The following is an 18,977-nucleotide window of genomic DNA, read 5'->3' on the forward strand; positions in this document are numbered from 1 at the left end:
CGCCACAGAATTTTAAGGCAATGTATAGTATTTTCTTTGTTTTGTCTATTCCGGAAGCGCTTTCGGACGGTTAGTCTAGCATTCTATGAAAAGGCTTACATTACATAATTAGTGTGAACTATCCGTTATTTTTATCATGTAAGGAGGTGAAGAAGAACGCGTTACTGTTCATGGAATGTCTTGAACTAATAAGGTAGGGGGAAGAAAAATGCAAAAGAAATGGATTAGTATCTTTTTAATCTTTATGTTAATTAGCTCTAATTTCAGCTTTGCTGTTAGTGCAGCTCCAAATGCTAGTTCAAATTCTCTATCAACGGATACTCTTTATTTAGTTGGTGGAGAGAGCGCAAGAGCATTGTCACCTCAGATGGGAACTCAATCGTATTCAGATGTACTTTTAAGTACAGCTGAAAAGAATACGTATGTCATTGAAAATGTAAATGGGGTATACAATGGATCGGGTAATGCCATCTCAGAGCTATTCCTAAATGGATTAGGTGTTGGCATTGGAATTGACGCTAAAGTATCTTATGACTTTAACGGGGATGGACAATGGGATAGAACCGAAGAAACAAATATGATGCCAACAGATGGAAATACGTCACCTGATACGTATGAGAGTTTTGTAAGGGAATTGACTTATAATGTAACAGGGCAATCGTATTCTTCATTTGACAATGGAACGATAATGGTTGAAATATGGGTTCGTTTTGGTGGAGAAAATGCACAAGTGAAGATAAATGCTTCAAGTAACGCTTCTAAAATCACTTTTCCATATGAATTAACGATTGGACAAAAACCGGGAAATGGGGAAGAGCCAGAACCTACTAATCCTCCACAAGATGAGTGGGTGGAAATCGGTGATAATCTTTTACAGGATGGTTCTTTCGAAACAACAACGTCTTTTGGGGACCCGGATAATGTAGTGGCTGGTTGGAATACCTTTAACATGGGTATCCATGAGCAATGGGCTGGCTTAGCAAATTTTGCTGTTGTGAATAATAGATTAGAAGTTACTGTGCAGCAAGTTGGTTGGGAATGGTGGCATATTCAACTTTTCCAAAAACCACTTCAAGTGTCTAGTGGAACTTATAAAATTCAATTTGATATGAGTTCAGAAAGAGAAAGACCTGTATATGTAGAATTAGTAGGGTCTGGAACTCCTATTCAATCATTTACAATAGATAATAGTATGAAAACCTATGAAACAATTATTGATGTGGAAACAACTGGTAGCTATGAATTCTTGATGGGATTAGGTCGAAATGGTGAAGATATAGAGCCAGCGACACCTTATAACATGGTAATTGACAATGTAAAACTAATCAAAGTAGAAAAGCAATCGACACCACCTGGAGATGGAAATGAACCTGGAGATGGTAGTGACCCAGGTCACGGAACAGACCCTGGTGATAATCATCCAAGTGATCCAGATCCGCTCGATCCAAATTGGAATTTAGTGTGGGAAGATACGTTTGAAGGGAATGAACTAGATACCTCAAAATGGACACATGACATTGGAAATGGTTTTGTTCAACCAGACGGTACATTTGTGCCTGGATGGGGAAACAATGAACTTCAGTCTTACCAAAAAGAAAACGTATCAGTTCAAAATGGGAAATTAATTATTGAAGGAAGACCAGAAACGGTTTCGGATAGTAGAGGAACATATAATTACACTTCTGGTAAAATTCATACGCAAGGTAAGTTTAGTCAAAAGTATGGAAAGTTCGAAGCGAAAATAAAATTACCAGCGGGTCAAGGATATTGGCCGGCATTTTGGATGATGCCAGAAAACGATGTTTATGGCGGTTGGGCAGCGTCAGGTGAAATTGATATCATGGAATCTGCCGGTGGTACGCCTCATAAGATTGGAGGGGCAATCCATTATGGAGGACAATGGCCAAACAATACGTATACAGCAAGAGACTATTATTTCCCTGAAGGCAAAGATATTACAGACTTTAATGTTTATAGTATTGAATGGGAGCCAGGAGAAATACGTTGGTATGTAAACGGGGAACTGTATCAAAAATTAGACAATTGGAGTAGCCAAGGAGCTGGCAATGCCGCACCTTATGCTTATCCAGCGCCGTTTGACCAAGAATTCTATTTGATTTTAAACTTAGCCATTGGAGGTTGGTATGGTGGAAATCCGGATGGAACAACCCCATTCCCAGGACATATGGAAGTGGATTATGTTCGGGTCTATGATTTACCAGAATACCGTGAGCCTGTTGAACCATCATTTGAAGTAGAACCGTTACCAAGTGGTGCAAAAGAACCGATTAATGGAAACTTAGTTTATGATAACAACTTTGAACAAGGGTTTACAACCATTCGAAATGCAACAGAAGTGGATAATAACTGGGATCCTGTTAATTGGAATCTAGTATATATTAATGACTTTAATGGGAGTGCAACAGCTTCAGTAGACCAAGTTGGAAGTGATACGTTTGCTAAAGTTGATATAACGAATGGTGGAAATCAGCCGTATGCTGTTCAACTTATTCAAAATGTCACTCTTGGAAAAGGAAGATGGTATCAACTAACGTTTGATGCAAAGTCATCGACTAATCGTACGATGAATGTAAAAGTGGGTGGTGGTCCAGAACGAGGATATTCTGCTTACTCACCAAGTAGAGATTTCTCCCTAACCAGTGAAGTTCAAACGTATGAATTAGCATTTCAAATGCAACAAGATTCGGATGTAGCTGCTCGATTAGAACTAAATATGGGATTAAATACAAATCCTGTTTGGATCGGAAACGTAAAAATTGAAGAAATTGAAGCGTTGGATCCATTTAATGAAAATGGACCAAAGGCACCTTTAACTAACGGAAACCATGTATACAATGGCACGTTCGACCAGGGGCGGATGGACCGAATGACGTTCTGGAATTTCGTTACGGATGGAAGTGATGCCGTGGCCACTGTATCTGAAAAGAGTCGCGAATTAAAGGTTGAATTCACAGATGGTGGTGCCAATCCAGAAGCGATCCAAGTGATTCAAAAAGGAATGAACTTGTTAGCAAATGATGAATATAAGGTAACATTTAACGCAAGAGCATCAGAGAATAGAGAGATTCAAGTCGCACTTGTCAGCAAGGATGGTGAAGTGAACTATTCTGGAACAAACACGATAGCTCTTACGTCATCTATGGATGAAAAATCATTTACATTTACGATGCCAGATTCCGCTGACACAGAAGGACAATTTATCTTCTTCTTAGGTGGACATGATAGTGATGTGTTCCTTGATGATGTAAAAATGGTTCGCTTAACCAATAACAATGCAGGGTTATCGCTAGAAAATATTTTCCCATTAAAAAATGGTGATTTTTCAAATGCTCTAGAAAATTGGTCGTCTCATGTTCAGGGCAATTACGATGGACCTTCTAGCGCAACAGTCTTGCATGAAAATGGTGCAGCGAAGGTAACTATTAATCATGAAGGCACAAATCCATGGGACGTTATTCTCATGCAAGAAGGAATGACATTAAAACCTGGAAATACGTATGTTGTCCAATTCGATGTAAAATCATCAATTGACCGACAAATGGAAGTCGTTGTTGAAAACGCATCATATACACGTTTCCTATCTGAAAAAGTTGGGATTACAGATAACGTACAAACATTCACTTTTGAGTTTGACATGACAACAGAACAAACAGCAGGACTAAAGTTCCTATTAGGTAAAATAGATGGAGCAAATACAATTGCTAGCACGCATGATGTCATTATTGATAATGTCCGTCTTGAGGTAAAAGGAGAGCGTGAAAAACTATTTTTGCTTCAAAATGGAGACTTTTCAACTGGTTTTGAAAATTGGAGTAAACACATTCAAGGAGAACATGAACCAGGTACATCGAGTGCGACAATTAATGTAGTCAATGGTGAGGCGAAGATAGCAGTAGCTAACGAAGGGTATGAGCCTTGGCATATTATTTTAATGCAAGAAGGATTGAATGCCCAAAAGGACCGACCATACGTATTGCAATTTGATGCACGCTCAACATCGAATCGTGGAATGGAAGTAGTCCTAGAGAATTCTGGGTACCACCGCTATTTCTCAGAGGTTATTCAGCTTAGTGAACAAGGAGAAACATATCGTTTTGAATTTGAAATGGATACAGATGATACGGTTGACCTAAAATTTTTATTAGGGCAATTACAGGGCGCAGCGAAAGTAGGAATAGCTCATGACATCTTTATCGATAATGTAAGGTTAGAGGTAAAAGGTGCTCGTGAGGCACTTGGTGGCGGTGCTGGTGCCGACCCGGGAAATCCTACGGACCCTGTTGACCCAACAGACCCAGTAGATAAGGTTTGGAGAGAAGTTGGAGAAAATCTCTTAGTTGATGGCAGCTTTGAGACAACAACTTCATTTGGAGTGTCTCCAGATAACTTAGTTGATGGTTGGAATATCTTTAATATGGGTGTCCACGAAGCATGGGCTGGATTAGCTGATTTTTCTGTTCAAAATGGAAAACTAACAGCAAATATAAGGCAACCTGGCTGGGAATGGTGGCATATTCAATTGTTACAAAACCCACATGTCACTAGTGGAACCTATAAAATTGAATTTGAAATGAGCTCAGACAGAGAGCGTCCTGTTTATGTTGAACTTGCTGGAACAGGAATTCAAACGTTTAATGTTGACCAAACGATGCGAACGTATGAAGCGATTGTTGAAGTGGCAACGGATGGAACGCATCAATTCTTAATGGGTTTAGGCAGACAATCAACAGATGTGCAACCAACTACACCTTATAATATTACGATTGATAATGTAAGACTAGTAGAGGTTGAGGAAGTAACTGGTCAAGAGCCAGGAGATGGCGAAGGTCAAGAGCCAGGAGATGGCGAAGGTCAAGAACCAGGAGATGGCGAAGGTCAAGAACCAGGAGATGGCGAAGGTCAAGAACCAGGAGATGGTGAAGGTCAAGAACCAGGAGATGGCGAAGGTCAAGAACCAGGAGACGGTGAAGGTCAAGAACCAGGAGATGGCGAAGGTCAAGAGCCAGGAGATGGTGAAGGTCAAGAACCAGGAGACGGTGAAGGTCAAGAGCCAGGAGACAACGGGGGTAAACAACCTGGTAAAGGTGAGAGTCCTAAGAAAGACGAAAAAGAACTACCAAATACAGCAACAAATCTATACAATTGGTTGTTAATTGGTTTTACGTTAGTTCTTTGTGGAATGGTATTTTATCTACGAAGCAGAAAAACGTTAAACTAAAGGATTAACTATTACATTGGGCATCCCGAAGGTGTAATTCATGACCTTTGTGGATGCCTTTACTGTTATAAAGGAAAACGTTCCATTAGAATAGAATATAAAGGAAGGTGTTCTTGATGAAAAAAAAAACAATTTAGATATGAAACGAAAGTTCCAGCACAACATGATGAGGTTTGGGAGTTTTTCAGTAAACCAGCAAACTTAGTAAAAATAACAAGTTTCCCCAAAGTAACTATAGAAGGTGAACCGTCGACTAAAGAAGGGGAAATCGTAAAATTAAAGCTTAATTTTTATTTAGGAAATACACGCTGGAACTCTATCATTACCGATGTTGTGCATAAACAGTCCTTTACTGATAAGGGCGAAGTCATTCCATTCCCATTTACCTACTGGGAGCACACTCATCGATTCATTCAAGAAGGTGACCAGACAAAAATGACAGATACGGTAATTTACGCTGCCAGAGTTCCATCTATAGTTGTAACACCGATATTACAAGGAATGTTTAAAGGAAGAGAAAAGGCAATTAAGCAATATTTTTCAAATTAGAAGGTAGTGGGAGAGAGGTAGATTGTAGTGAATCGCAAAGCGTTGGTGTTCACATTTTGTATGTTGTTCTTTTTCTTGTTACTAGGTTTTTATATCATTAATCCATATTTATATAACGGAATACTAGTTGATTGGGTGTTTTTCTTTCCCATTATCATTGGACTGGTCTTATGCTTTGGAGTTAAAAAGGGCAATCAAAAAGCGACTGTTGTTAATGTCATATTATTAATAGCCATTCCAACAGTCTTTCTGATGACAAAACCGTTATCTTATGAAGAAGGAAAAGAGCTCATCAGGCAATATGCTGATGAACCCTTTGAATTTAACGAAGACCAGTTTTTCTCTGCTCCAATAGAAGAAAGTAACTCTTTCTTTGTCAGGCCGTATGTTTATTATTATTCAGTCTTTGATGCGGAGAATGAGTATTTCTTCATTGTATATCCTTCTAGTAGCGAAGTCGTACAGCTTGAAGAGGACTTTTTTCTTGATTGGCGGAAATAACAACTGTGCCGACATAAAGCTACTTATATCTTCTTAACAAATAAGGAATCTTCTGTCCGCTAACGTTATTCCTAGACTACTCGAAATGAATTTTACCATCCGGTTTCATATTGTGCAGGGGCTTTCAAGGTAAAACCTAGTTCATTGGCGGCTAGGCGAGGCCAGTACGGGTCTCTTAATAACTCCCGGCCTAAAAAGATTACATCGGCTCGGCCGTTTTGAACGATTTCCTCTGCTTGTAGACCGGAAGTAATTAAACCAACCGCTCCTGTAGCGATTTCAGATTCCATTTTAATACGTTCAGCAAATCGGACTTGATATCCTGGGAATGTATGAATTGGTGCGGGAACTACTCCGCCGGAACTACAGTCAATTAAATCAATGCCTTGTTCTTTCATCCACTTCGCATAAGTAATGAACGTTTCTATCGATGTTCCATTTTCAGCATATTCAGATGCAGAAATACGAACGAATAATGGTCCATCCCACACCGTTTTTACTTCCTGTATGACTTCTTTTAAAAATTGATAGCGCTTTTCTTCATTCCCACCATACTCGTCTGTTCTTTGATTTGTAAGTGGGGAGAGAAATTCGTTTATTAAGTATCCATGAGCAGCGTGAATTTCGATAATATCAAAGCCTGCAGCTTTTGCTCTGACAGCGCCTTCCTTAAAAGCGTTTATCGTTTCTTCAATATCTTCTTTCGACATTTCTGTTGGAACTTTCATGTCCTCATTAAAAGGAATTGCTGAAGGGGCATAAATTGTACCGTCAAGTTCAGCCTTACGTCCGGCATGAGCAAGCTGAATAGCTGCTTTAGAACCGTATTGGTGTACTCCATTGACAATTCGTCGTAAACCTTCAATGTGCTCATCATTCCAGATTCCTAAGTCGCGGTCAGAGATTCGACCTTGAGGCAAAACTGCAGTAGCCTCAACCATGATTAAACCGACTTGGCCTACAGCACGACTAGTATAATGAACAAAGTGAAAGTCAGTCACCTTTCCATCTAGTCCTGTAGCAGAATACATACACATTGGCGACATCACAATTCGATTAGGTAATGTCACATTTTTTATTTGATATGATGAAAAAAGGGCAGGTGTGTTCATAGTAATTCTCCATTCTGTAAAAAGTTATGTTGTTATTGAGAAGAGAGCGGTTGGTGCGCAACTTCCTTCTAAGAAAGAGAGTACCATGTTTTTTGGAGAAAACAAAATAGACAGCCTCATAGGCTGCCTATTAGTCTACTATGTTATTTTTTTTGTAGGTGGCGATTAATGAGTGCTAGAATGGACCGTCTCGTAAGAATCCCTTTGAAAGAATCATCATCATCTACGATACAGATAAATGGATGATTAATAGACATTGCCAATGCCCGCGCGAATGTTCCGTTTTTACTAATCCAAGGAATCTTTTTATCCATGACATCTTCTACTCTCTTTTCATGTAGTCTTTCCATTTCAATCCGTTCTAATCCAAGGATAGAGTCTAAAATGAGAGCTTTACTAATTTGTCCATGAAGTTTATACTGTGCATCCAATACGGGGATAGCTGAGTAACCGGATTTAATGAGAACTAGTAGTGCGTGGTCAAGAGGATTACCGAGTTGAACATGAGCAACCTTATCAGAAGAAATCATCAGTTCTTGAATCTCGTTGTCCATAATATTACTGTCAGTTAACTTTTGCATGTCAGGCATCACTCTTCTCTCTTATTTTCCTAACCAATATAATAGTAGGTTGAAAGATAAGTTTTGTCAAGGATGGTTGTAAGCGTTTGCAATATAAAGTATATGCAAACAATGAAAAACAATGACAACTATGCTTAATCTTTCTAAAAGAGGACAACACTAGAAGTAAGTAATTGATCGAGGTGACATGATATGCATACAAAACAAACAGTGAAGTACATATGTGAAAAATACCCTTCAGGGAACCAGTATTATTATAAAAAAGAAGTGATCACACATGATAACTGGAAAAACCTTCAATCCTTGACATGGTCTAGACCAAGGCCTATTTCAGAAAAAACGTTTATCCAACGAAAGAATGAAGGATATACAGTGGAAGTTATCATTCACAAAAAGAAACCAGCTGAGATAATACCGTTTATAAAAAAGAAATAAAAGAGGGGAGAAGTGTTGGTGCTTCCCCTCATATTATGGTATGTTAAACCCGTTATACATAGAAAGAAGGGAACTTATGAAAACGTATCTATGCCTTTTAATTTTACCGCTTTTATTGTTAAGTGGATGTAATTTAGTACAAGTCGAAGAGCAACAAACAGTCACGCTTCCAGCCGAGGAAATAACGGCACTTCAATTGGACTTAGCTGAAGGGAATGCTGAGATTATTGGTGAAGATGGCCGTTCAGAGATTGAGGTGTTAGCTACCTTTTTTGCTTACGGTGAAGAGGAAGAGGAAGCACTAGCTTTTCAAAAAGAAAACCTATCACTTGAATTAACAAAAGAAAATGAAACTGCTTTTTTACGTACGTCGATTTACCGTAGAGACCAAACGACAAATGATGGGCTTGTTCATGTAAAAGTCTATGCTCCGAGCTCTGTCGCTGTTCAAGTTAGACAGCACGCTGGAAGCTTACACCTTAGTCATATGAATAACAGCATTGCCCTCGACCATGGAGCAGGGGCAATTGAATTATCTCAAATTACAGGCTCGATTAAAATTACGGATGGTGGAGGGTATATCAATGCAACGGATATTTTTGGTGACCTTCAAGTAAATAATGCTTCAGGCAATCTTTCTATAGAACGAATGAAGGGAAATGCTTCTCTCACAGTTGGAAAAGGTGAGACAACTGTGCGAGGGGTAGCGGGGGATGTAACTGTACGGAGTGGACAAGATGATATAACAATTGATGATGTGAATGGAAATGTGACGATTCTGGAGAATTATGCTGGTGAGATTATGATCACCAATGTAACCGGAACGATTACACAATAGCGAACAAATCACAGTGTAATACTATGGATAAAAAAGAAGTTGTCATGATTAGGGAATAGCACCTATCATGGCAACTTTTTTGGGTGAAAAGGTATAGTATTGTCCTCAAGGACAGTTGTTGATGTAAGCCTACTATACCACAATCATTTTGTGTAGCCCTTTATCTAAAAGGGATTTGCTATAAAGAAAGAAGATGTGCATAATTTTAATTCGTAAATTAGGCAAATGAACAGTTGACGAATGGGGTAAGGACCGATATAATTCTATTAAACTTATAATCCTGATGAAAATACAAGGAATTAAAAAAGAAGCTATTATACTGTGTGAATTATGAGCTATTATGCTTGAACTGGGCGCGCTTTTATCTGTACATACGCATACACCTATAATAGTGGTTTCAAATAACAGGAAAAAATGAATTTTTTTAAAGGAGGGTTCCTATGAGTACACCGACATTCTCGACAATTACTGAGGAACAATATAAAGAATTAAATGACGTCCAGTTAGCAAGAAAAGATGCGATTGAGGTATTAAAATGGGCATATAACACGTATGCAGATGATATCGTGTACGCTTGTAGCTTCGGCGCAGAGGGAATGGTCTTAATTGATTTAATTAGTAAAGTGAAAAAAGATGCAACGATTGTCTTCCTCGATACGGATTTTCATTTTAAAGAGACATATGAACTTATAGAAGAAGTAAAGGCGAAATACCCAACATTAAACATTAAACTGTTAAAACCTGAATTAACTCCCGAGCAGCAAACAGAAGAGCATGGAGCAGAGCTTTGGAAAACGAACCCCGACCAATGCTGTAGTTTGCGAAAGCTTGTTCCACTTGAAAATGAGCTTTCAAAATATAGCGCGTGGATTTCTGGATTGCGAAGAGAGCAATCTGAAACAAGAAAAAATACTCAGTATGTAAACATTGACAAGCGCTTTAAATCAATTAAAGTGTGTCCCTTAATTCATTGGACGTGGGAAGAAGTATGGATGTATATCCGCCTTCACAAACTTCCTTATAATAAACTTCATGACCAAAACTATCCAAGCATTGGATGTGAAAACTGTACTAAACCAGTAGCTGACGGTGGAGATTCTCGTGAAGGTCGATGGTCAAGCAGCAATAAAACAGAATGTGGATTGCATCAATAACAAATAACTATAAGAAGCATGCAAAGATTATGAAGGAGTGGAGAAAAAGATGAGTGTTAGTCAACCCCATGGAGGAACATTAATTAATCGATTAAATGAGGCATATGACCTGTCAAATGCCAAGAAAGAAGTAGAGTTAGATGATTTTGCTTTATCTGATTTGGAATTGATCGGAAACGGAGCGTTTAGCCCGCTAACTGGCTTTTTATCAGAAGCAGATTACCAATCCGTTGTAGAAAACATGAGACTTGCTGATGGTACGGTGTGGAGCATTCCAATTACGTTACCAGTTACCGAAGAAGTAGCAAACCAACTAGAAATTGGTGAAGAAGTAAAGCTTGTTAAGGATGGTATTGTTTATGGGGTGATTGAGTTAACTGAAAAGTTCATCCCAAATAAAGAAAAAGAAGCAGAAAATGTATACCGTACAACAGATTTAGCTCATCCTGGTGTTAAAAAATTGTTTGAGCGTCCAAATGTGTACTTAGCAGGACCAATTACACAAGTGAATCGCGTGGAGCAAGAGCGCTTTAAAGAATTTTATTTAGACCCAACCGAGACAAGAGCTCAATTTAAAGAGTTAGGCTGGAAACGTGTTGTTGGTTTTCAAACGAGAAATCCAGTACACCGTGCTCATGAATATATTCAAAAATCAGCATTAGAAATCGTCGATGGCTTGTTTTTAAATCCATTAGTTGGTGAAACGAAGTCAGATGATATTCCTGCAGATGTTAGAATGGAAAGTTATCAAGTATTGTTAGAAAATTACTACCCGAAAAATCGCGTATTTTTAGCTGTATTCCCAGCTGCGATGAGATATGCAGGTCCAAGAGAAGCGATTTTTCATGCGATGGTACGTAAAAACTACGGATGTACTCACTTTATTGTAGGACGTGACCATGCGGGTGTAGGTGATTACTATGGTACGTATGATGCGCAGTTAATTTTCTCAAACTTCACTGAAGATGAGCTAGGCATCCTACCATTATTCTTTGAACATAGTTTTTATTGCAAAAAGTGCGGCAATATGGCATCGACAAAAACGTGCCCGCATTCTAAAGAAGACCATGTCATTCTTTCAGGAACAAAAGTACGTGAAATGTTAGCAAACGGTCTTACTCCGCCGCCAGAGTTTAGTCGTGCAGAGGTCGTTGAAGTATTAATTAGAGGAATGCGGTCTAAAGTACAGGCATAAATGACCGAAGTAGAGAAGGGTGAGGATTTATGACGTTGACGATAGTAGCCTTTGCCATCGCATTATTTTTTGCGATGAACATTGGCGCAAGTGGAACTGCGGCTGCAATGGGGCCTGCTTATGGAAGTGGAGCAATAAAAACAAAACGAACAGCTATGTTGCTAGTAGCGGTGTTTGCTCTACTTGGAGCTCTTGCAGGTGGTGAAGTTGTAAAGACAATCGGAAGTGGCATTATTCCTGCTGATATTGTTACGGTTCAAGTCGTCATCATCATTCTTGCCTCAGCCTGTTTATCATTATTTATAGCTAACCTATTAGGCATCCCGCTCTCAACAAGTGAAGTGGTTGTAGGTTCCATTGTAGGAGCAGGGATTGCTTATCAAGCCCTTTATTTTGATAAATTAATCGTGATTGTGTCTTTTTGGGTTATCGTACCCATTGTTGGTTTTATCCTAGCTTATATCTCGGGTAAAATCATTCAATTGATGGAGAAACGTTGGCCACAGTTAAAAGGAAAAGGCAAATGGCATAAATGGCTTGTTTTTTTACTTATTGCAGCTGGTTGTATGGAGGCATTTGCAGCAGGGATGAATAACGTCGCAAACGCAGTAGGACCACTTGTAGGTGCCGGTTTGATTGGGATAAATACGGCTGTTCTTGTTGGTGGTATCTTTGTTGGATTAGGAGCGATTTTATTAGGTGGTCGAGTACTTGAAACAAACGGTAAAAAAATAACAAAGCTCTCCTTACTTCAAGGAACAGCGGTATCGACTACGGGAGGTACACTTGTTATTATCGCATCTATTTTTGGATTGCCTGTTCCGTTAACGCAAGTAACAACTTCTGCAATCGTTGGAATAGGAACAGCTGAAAATGGATTTCGTTTATGGCAAAAATCCATCATCAAAAAAATTGTTAAAGTATGGGTCGTGTCCCCAGTATTTTCCCTCGTGTTATCTTATGGGTTAATCGTTCTGTTTTTACAATTTGATTTTTATACATTGTTCGTCATTTTAAGTGTATTTGTTGCTACAGTTGGTTCAATTAGTTTAGCACAGGCTTCGAAACGAGAGAGAAGTGCCATTCATGACCAAGGTGGAGGCATTTAGTTATAATCTGGTAGAAAAGATAAGGTGGTTTACGTTATGGCAAATCAAATTAATGAAAATATTGTATGGCATGATACGACGATTTCAAAACAAGATCGTCAAAAAAAGAACAATCATAAAAGCTGTATTCTTTGGTTCACAGGTTTATCTGGGGCTGGAAAATCAACCCTGGCTAATGCAGTCGAAAAGAAGCTATATGAAAATCACATTCATAGCTATGTGTTAGATGGAGACAATGTTCGCCACGGATTAAACAAAGGATTAGGTTTCAGTGATGAAGATAGAAAAGAAAATATTCGCAGAATTGGTGAAGTTGCAAAACTATTCATTGATGCGGGTGTGATTACATGTACAGCATTTATTTCTCCGTTTCGAGAAGACCGCGACAAGGTTCGTGAGATTGTCGAAGAAGGTGAATTTATCGAAGTGTATGTGAAATGCTCGTTAGAAACTTGTGAGCAACGCGACCCAAAAGGGTTATATAAAAAGGCGAGAGCAGGCGAGATACCGGAGTTTACAGGAATTAGTTCACCATATGAAGAACCGAATGCACCAGAACTAATTGTCGAAACAGATAAGCTATCAATTGAAGAAGCAGCTGATCAAGTGTTATTATATTTACAGGCAAAAGCGATTATTTAAGGGGGACCACTCACATGGCATATGTAAAGACGTGGGCCGAGGACACTAGCAAGCTTAATAAAGATGAGTTGAAAAAGCTAGAAAAAGACGGTCTAGATATTTTAAAAGACATTGAAAAGTATGCAAAAGAAGGATTTGAATCGATTCCACAAGAAGACTGGAGTTTATTCAAATGGGCAGGAATGTATTTACAAAAGCCTAAGGAAGACGGATATTTCATGATGCGTGTAAATATTCCTTCTGGGATTATTACGAATGAGCAAGCGGAAGTGTTAGCTGCAATTGGCCGTGATTATGGACGCGATGTTATCGATATTACGACTCGCCAAGCGATCCAATTCCACTGGTTAACGATTGAACAGATCCCAGATATTTATAAGCGTCTTGATAGTGTAGGTTTATCACCTGTTGGTGCCTGCGGAGACATTCCAAGAACAATTGTTGGAAATCCACTAGCTGGACTTGACCCTAATGAATTATTTGACACACGCGAAATCGTTGAAGATATTTATCAATTCTTCCAACGTAATTATGATTTCTCTAACCTACCGAGAAAATATAAAATGTCGATTTCATCGAATATCCATAATGCAGGTCATGATAAAATCAACTGTCTAGCTTTTACACCAGCTGTTAAGGAAATTGACGGTGAAGAGATTGTTGGTTTCCATATTAAAGTAGGTGGTGGTTTATCAGCTAAACCATATTTAGCTGAAGAGCTTGATGTCTTTGTCCGACCAGAACAAGCAAAAGACGTAGCAATAGCTGTAACTACGATTTACCGTGATTTTGGATACCGCGAAAAGCGTCACCGTGCTCGTTTGAAGTTCTTAATTGCGGATTGGGGTCCTGAGAAATTTAAGGACAAACTCCTTGAGTATGTAGAGCTTCCATCAAAAGGAACATGTAAAGTCGAAGAGTGGAATGCGGGATATTTCTTCGGCGTTCAAAAGCAAAAACAAGAAGGATTAAGCTATGTTGGATTTAGTGTCCCAGTAGGACGTATGGATTCAGCAGAATGGTTTGACCTAGCTCGTATTGCTAAACAATATGGAAACGGTGAAATCCGTACGTTAAACTCTCAAAACTTAGTGATTCCTAATGTTCCGGATGAGAAAGTAGAAGCATTATTAAAAGAGAAATTATTTGAGCGTATTGTAATTGAACCGAAAAAATTTATTGGTTATTCTGTATCCTGTACTGGGATTGAATACTGTAACTTAGCCATCGTTGAAACGAAAGAGCGTATGAGACGAGTTGCCGAATACTTAGACTCTAAGCTTGAATTAGACATACCAGTTCGTATTCATATGGTGGGTTGTCCTAACTCATGTGGTCAGCGTCAAATCGCCGACATCGGTCTACAAGGAATTAAAATGAAGACAAAAGATAAAGGTATGGTTGAAGCCTTTGAAATTTATGTGGGTGGAACACTTGAAAAAGACGTTGCTCAGTTTAACGACAAATTAAAAGGCAAAGTGACGGCGGAAGACCTTAATGGAGTGTTAGAACAACTTCTTACGTATTTCAAAGAAAACAAAGAAGCTAACGAAAACTTCTATAACTTTGTTCAACGCGTTGGTTTTGATGCAGTTCAAGCTCAACTAGACCAAATTTTAGCTGAAGCTTCGTAAACATGTTTTTGTTTAAATTTGAAGCCATCATAAATAATACAGATGTATTTGTCGTTGTTGCTGCTAAAGATGATGAGTCAGCCTTTAGATTAGCTGAAATCGAAATTGAACGGAATTATATGAAGCTTCCAGAGATAAAAGAAATTAGTATGGTGGAGAAAAAACCAATAAAAAAAGGTACGGGTTTCGTATTATAAAGAAAAGAGTGACTTCAAGGGTAAACCTTGAAGTCACTCTTTTTTAAAGGTTTAGAAAGTTCAAGATGTCGTGTAGGATAACTCAGGGAAGAGCGATGGCTTCGCTCATCGCATGAAATCAAAGACGGCTTTGCCGTTTTTCTTATCTTACCATTCGTAGGGCTTCGGCGACGTTAATTTCTCCAAATCCATAAAAGGGGTCTCTGCCTCGTCTGCCTAAGTCAATGGAAGATCCTTTGATGATATCATAGACATCTTGGTTTGATAACGTCGGATCTACTGCTAATAATAACCCAGCGAGGCCTGCAACGTGTGGTGCAGCCATGGAGGTTCCAGACATAATTACATAATTGTTATTTGGAAACAGACTAGGAATATGTTCTCCTGGTGCAGCAACATCGATGTGCTTGCCGTAATTTGAGAAGAATGCTCGGTGTCGACCTTCTGATACAGCACCTACTGTAAGTACTTCTGGATAACGTGCTGGATACATCGGTCTTCGGGTATTATCATTTCCACTAGCAGCTATAAGGACGACATTGTTCCTGTCCGCATATTTTATCGCATCGTGGAGAATTAAAGAGCTATGATAATCACCTAAACTCATGTTAATGACATCAGCGCCATGGTCAACAGCCCATCGTACCCCACGAGCGACTTCAAACGATGTTCCTTCCCCATTTGCATCAAGTACTTTAATAGGAAGGATTAAGTTTTCCCAGGCCACACCAGCAATACCTGTCACATTATTCGTCAATGCAGCAGCAATTCCTGCGACATGTGTACCATGTCCATGCTCATCGTCTGAACGGTTAGACCCATCAAATGCATTAAATCCCTCTAATACTTTCCCTTGTAAGTCCTGGTGATTAGGGTCAACGCCAGTATCAATAATCGCGATAATCACATCTTCAGCACCACCAGAGAAGTTCCAACCGCTTTCAGCTGATATTTGACTTAAATTCCACTGATAAGGACCAAAAAATTCATCGTTAGGTACGGTTACTTGTGCTCTTGTTTGCTTAGTTATGATAAAGTTAGGTTCAGCAAGCTCGGTATTCTCATTGGCTTCTAATTCCCTTAACAGTTCTTCTGCTGAAAGGGTCTGAGATTCAATAACATAATAGGGAGAGCTATCTTCAAAAATGCTTATGTCTTCGGTACGGTTAATCCAGTCAAGTCCTTGCTGTTCATTGATAAACTTAACAACAGCTTGTCTTTCATAAAATTCTTGTACGTCTTCATCCTCCTCTGAATGAACAACGATTTGCCAATCAAGTTCAGGTACGGTTTGAGCGGCTATAGAATCCGGTAATTCTTTTGTTGTTGTCCATTCTGCTTCTGTATGGTCCCCACCAGAGATGAAAAAATGACCACTTTCATCGGCAACCGATGCGATATCTTTTACATAGGAGGCTACAAATGTCAAATCTATCTCACCAACAACATTTCTGCCATCATCTAACTGTTCTTTCATGAGCATAAATTGTTTTCCACCAAGCTGATAAGGTCTTGAAAAAACCCGTGTTTTATTTTGTAAATCTAACTCGTGAATTCTATCTTCATGTATCTCACCAACAGCCATTGTGATTTCATTGTCTTCAAGAAGAGCAAAGCTGTTAAAATGTGGATGTTCCTGTAATTCCTCAATAAATTTATCATAAAGAGTTTGGTCACTTACATCCTGGTCAGCCCAACGAGAAAGCTGGAATGATAACTGAGAAATAAACATCGAAGTCGTCATCGCCAAATCTTCCGCTAACACTTGATCCATCGCATGTGACCCAAGCAACTCTTGTTCGTTGGCATCCCATTGAAGTTGTTGACCTCTGAATCCATCATAATCAGCGTTTAAATAAATAAACCCAATGAATATGACCATAAAAGAAAGGCCAAGGATAATCCCGCTTTTATAAAATCTGTTCATGTTGTTATACCTCCGTGTTTCGTGATAAAGATACCTATTGTTGTTACCGAAGACATTTATTCTTTCGTTCCCGGTTTCCAAAAATCCTGAGGGTTCTTTTCAATTGGAGTCTCTAAAATGTGAGAAGCGGGAACAATTTCAATATTTTGTTTACTAAATTCCTCTATCATTGATTGAATCCCAAGCACTGTCTCTTCACCTTTAATCCCGACATGACCAATTCCAATTGCTTTTCCTTTTTTACTAGCTACCTTACTTAATTTTTTCATTTGCTTAGCAACATGTTGGCGTGAAGAAAGCGTATCATCCAAAAAAGTGTCTCTAATTGCCCACGGAATATCAAGTTCTTCAGCCACTTTTGGAATCATTGATTTATTGCTTGTCCCACTATCAATGACATAGAAATTATTTTCTTTCACGACCTCCAATATCGCCCGTACCATCTTTTCATCCTCAACTATTTTAGAGCCCATATGGTTGTTAAGGCCAACAGCATAAGGGACTTCATCAATTGCTAATTGAACTCTTTTTTTTACCTCTTCTATTGATAGGTCACTTGTTATGGGGTTTGGCCCTAACCATGATTTTTTTCCTTTCTTTGGTTCCAACGGGAGATGAATCATTACCTCAAGTCCATGTTCATGAGCTAGTTTTGCTTGTTCTTTCGATTTTTCTAAAAAAGGCATAATGGCAACGGTAATCGGGATCTTTGAATCAAAAAATGAGTCTACTCCTTTTACTTTTCCACCAAAATCGTCAATAATGATAGCTACCTTTACGGGTTCTTGGTGTTCAGTAGTTGCATAAGCACTCGAAAAAGAAAAGGCTATTAAAAAAGTGAGGGATAGCATAATTCGTTTTTTCATCGTAATTTCTCCTTTAAAATACTCTTATGAATCCATATAGCTGCTTGGGCACCATCACCCATCGCAATCGATAATAGTTGAGAGTGAACTAGGGCATCTCCAGCAGCCCATACATTAGGTACATTCGTTTCTTTTGTACGAGGGTTAACACAGATGTGATTATTTTCTAACCGTTCAACGCCTAAAGATTTGGCAATATCGGTTTGAACGGTTGCTCCTTTCATTGCTAAGAACGCATGGTTAGCGTGAAGTGTTTCACCGTTTTCAAGTGTAAGTCCTTGAAATTGACTTTTGTCTTCAATGTGAAGGTGTGATACACGTTGTTGATAAAGCGTAATGTTATACTTCTGTAAGAGGTGTTGATGTTTCTCATCAATATCATCTAAATCATGATTAATAAACAGTAAATCCGATGTCCAGTAAGATAATACTACAGCTAACCCAACCCCTTTATTACCAGAACCAATCACGATCGTCTTTTGATTTTTAATTTCATAGCCATCACAATCGGGGCAAAGGTAAATGCTTTTTCCTAAGCAAGCTCGTATACCATCTAACTCTGGAATACGATCTTGAATTCCAGTGGCCAGTAGAATTCTTTTTCCTACTAGTATTTGTTGCGTAGTGACCACATCAAACTCATTGTTTTTCTTTTGCAGTTCAATCACTTCATCTGTCATAAATTCAATACCGTATCTTTTCGCTTGTTCCTTACCTGTTTCACGAAAGTACTCACCTGAGACACCATCTGGCCAACCGAGGAGATTGTGGTATTCTTTACATAACTCGGATCGACCATTTCCTTTATCAATGACTAGGACACGGTGCTCGTAGCGACCAAGTTGAATGGCAGCTTGTAACCCTGCGATGCCACCACCTATAATGATGCAATCATAAACCATAAATGGACAATCCCTTCTCATATATATAGCTTTAGCTTTCCATAAATGGAACGACTTATGAATAAACATAAGAAAAAGAGGGTGAGACAAAAGGTT

15 protein-coding genes are annotated in these 18,977 nt (G+C 38.9%); 10 read left to right on the forward strand and 5 right to left on the reverse strand.

Features of this window, described 5'->3' with window-relative positions; all coding sequences use genetic code 11:
- Positions 1–208 precede the first annotated feature (208 nt).
- Entirely contained in the window at positions 209–5,239 is a 5,031-nt protein-coding gene (locus BK585_RS08175; protein WP_245805799.1) for a carbohydrate binding domain-containing protein, read from the forward strand.
- A gap of 576 nt (positions 5,240–5,815) precedes the next feature.
- Complete coding sequence (locus BK585_RS08180; protein WP_139367522.1) at positions 5,816–6,289, forward strand: hypothetical protein; 474 nt, start codon at positions 5,816–5,818, stop codon at positions 6,287–6,289.
- Positions 6,290–6,381: 92 nt separating this feature from the next.
- Here the strand turns inward: BK585_RS08180 and namA are convergent, their stop codons facing one another.
- Together namA and cbpB are read right to left on the reverse strand one after the other, a co-directional pair.
- On the reverse strand, positions 6,382–7,401 hold the full coding sequence (namA, locus tag BK585_RS08185; RefSeq protein ID WP_078552972.1) for an NADPH dehydrogenase NamA: 1,020 nt from the start codon (positions 7,399–7,401) through the stop codon (positions 6,382–6,384).
- Positions 7,402–7,544: 143 nt separating this feature from the next.
- On the reverse strand, positions 7,545–7,982 hold the full coding sequence (gene cbpB / locus BK585_RS08190) for a cyclic-di-AMP-binding protein CbpB (protein ID WP_078556697.1): 438 nt from the start codon (positions 7,980–7,982) through the stop codon (positions 7,545–7,547).
- A gap of 192 nt (positions 7,983–8,174) precedes the next feature.
- Between cbpB and BK585_RS08195 the strand changes: the two genes are divergently transcribed.
- The 8 genes from BK585_RS08195 to BK585_RS08230 all read left to right on the forward strand — a co-directional run bounded on the left by BK585_RS08195 (position 8,175) and on the right by BK585_RS08230 (position 15,186).
- Positions 8,175–8,417 (forward strand): hypothetical protein, encoded by a 243-nt coding sequence (locus tag BK585_RS08195; protein WP_078552973.1) that lies wholly within the window; start codon positions 8,175–8,177, stop codon positions 8,415–8,417.
- 76 nt (positions 8,418–8,493) lie between these two features.
- Positions 8,494–9,255 (forward strand): DUF4097 family beta strand repeat-containing protein, encoded by a 762-nt coding sequence (locus BK585_RS08200; protein ID WP_078552974.1) that lies wholly within the window; start codon positions 8,494–8,496, stop codon positions 9,253–9,255.
- A 440-nt stretch (positions 9,256–9,695) separates the two neighbouring features.
- Positions 9,696–10,409: a phosphoadenylyl-sulfate reductase gene (locus BK585_RS08205; RefSeq protein ID WP_078552975.1), complete on the forward strand. Its 714-nt coding sequence runs from the start codon at positions 9,696–9,698 to the stop codon at positions 10,407–10,409.
- Positions 10,410–10,458: 49 nt separating this feature from the next.
- On the forward strand, positions 10,459–11,604 hold the full coding sequence (gene sat / locus BK585_RS08210) for a sulfate adenylyltransferase (protein ID WP_078552976.1): 1,146 nt from the start codon (positions 10,459–10,461) through the stop codon (positions 11,602–11,604).
- Between the two features lie 29 nt (positions 11,605–11,633).
- Positions 11,634–12,713, forward strand: a complete 1,080-nt coding sequence (locus BK585_RS08215) for an inorganic phosphate transporter (RefSeq protein WP_078552977.1) — start codon at positions 11,634–11,636, stop codon at positions 12,711–12,713.
- A 36-nt stretch (positions 12,714–12,749) separates the two neighbouring features.
- Positions 12,750–13,355 (forward strand): adenylyl-sulfate kinase, encoded by a 606-nt coding sequence (cysC, locus tag BK585_RS08220; protein ID WP_078552978.1) that lies wholly within the window; start codon positions 12,750–12,752, stop codon positions 13,353–13,355.
- Positions 13,356–13,369: 14 nt separating this feature from the next.
- Complete coding sequence (locus BK585_RS08225; protein WP_078552979.1) at positions 13,370–14,989, forward strand: nitrite/sulfite reductase; 1,620 nt, start codon at positions 13,370–13,372, stop codon at positions 14,987–14,989.
- Positions 14,990–14,991: 2 nt separating this feature from the next.
- Positions 14,992–15,186, forward strand: coding sequence for a DUF3906 family protein (locus BK585_RS08230; protein ID WP_078552980.1), 195 nt, complete (start codon positions 14,992–14,994; stop codon positions 15,184–15,186).
- 142 nt (positions 15,187–15,328) lie between these two features.
- Here the strand turns inward: BK585_RS08230 and BK585_RS08235 are convergent, their stop codons facing one another.
- The 3 genes from BK585_RS08235 to BK585_RS08245 are packed head-to-tail and all read right to left on the reverse strand — an operon-like array spanning position 15,329 to position 18,881.
- A complete protein-coding gene (locus BK585_RS08235; protein WP_078552981.1) occupies positions 15,329–17,113 on the reverse strand; it encodes a S8 family peptidase in 1,785 nt (594 codons plus the stop codon).
- A gap of 56 nt (positions 17,114–17,169) precedes the next feature.
- Positions 17,170–17,979, reverse strand: a complete 810-nt coding sequence (locus BK585_RS08240; protein WP_078552982.1) for a divergent polysaccharide deacetylase family protein — start codon at positions 17,977–17,979, stop codon at positions 17,170–17,172.
- Positions 17,976–18,881 (reverse strand): NAD(P)/FAD-dependent oxidoreductase, encoded by a 906-nt coding sequence (locus BK585_RS08245; protein WP_078552983.1) that lies wholly within the window; start codon positions 18,879–18,881, stop codon positions 17,976–17,978. Before BK585_RS08245 ends, BK585_RS08240 begins: the two co-directional genes overlap by 4 nt.
- Positions 18,882–18,977: the final 96 nt, after the last annotated feature.

The organism is Bacillus alkalicellulosilyticus (assembly GCF_002019795.1).
GTDB classification, from domain to species: domain Bacteria; phylum Bacillota; class Bacilli; order Bacillales; family Bacillaceae_F; genus Bacillus_AO; species Bacillus_AO alkalicellulosilyticum.